This is a genomic window from Polaromonas sp. P3_C2, assembly GCF_056402675.1.
Map to the genome: position 1 here is coordinate 1 of NZ_JBFUGX010001134.1, position 776 is coordinate 776.

Here is a 776-nt window from a genome sequence, read left to right on the forward strand (position 1 = left end):
CTCTGAGAGAGATCTATCTGCGGGGTACGCATCCATCTTGCCGCCGAGACAAGAATGGAAACGTAATTCCTTACAAAGCACCGAATGGAGGCGGCTATACATTGGAAGCGTTGTTGGGCATTACCCCTAATGGGAATGCGGAGCCCGACTATCTTGGGTGGGAAATCAAAGCGTTTAGCAGGCAACGAGTCACGCTGATGACGCCGGAACCAAACGGCGGTTGGTACAGAGAAAACGGCGTGAAGGCTTTCGTTGAAAAATATGGTCGCCTTCTAGATGGCGGGGTTAAATACTTTACCGGGCTCCATAAAGTAGGTGTTCCATGCGCAGCCAGCGGTATGACTATGCATCTCAGCGGCTTCGATGCAGGCTCAGGTAAAGTGACCGACGTCAACGGAACAATTTATCTATCCGCTGCCGACGGTGCCAACGCTGCGTCTTGGGGGTTCGCAGAACTGCTGACGCACTGGAATCGAAAACATGCCTTTGCCGCATATGTGCCGTATACGAGCACAAAAGATCCAATTTCATATCAGTATCGCAGTCCGATATTGATGGGCGCGCATACAGATTTTTCAAAGTACCTTCAGGCACTGAGCGTGGGAGCCGTCGTGTTTGATCCAGGCTCTAAGGTAACCAATGCCGGYTCTGCGAATTCGAAGGTCAAGGCTCGTAGCCAATTCCGGATCAACGTGAGTGGCCTGCATACTCTGTATGAAACCTTGACTGCCGAACCACTTTGAACAGTCTAGACATACCTTTGTACTCGTCTAAGG

The 776-nt window shown here is 51.0% G+C and carries 1 protein-coding gene; it reads left to right on the forward strand.

Going from position 1 to position 776, the window contains the following annotated elements:
- The coding region (locus AC1DWI_RS25140; RefSeq protein WP_477726180.1) for an MvaI/BcnI family restriction endonuclease at nucleotides 1-743 on the forward strand (743 nt) is incomplete at its 5' end.
- Nucleotides 744-776: the final 33 nt, after the last annotated feature.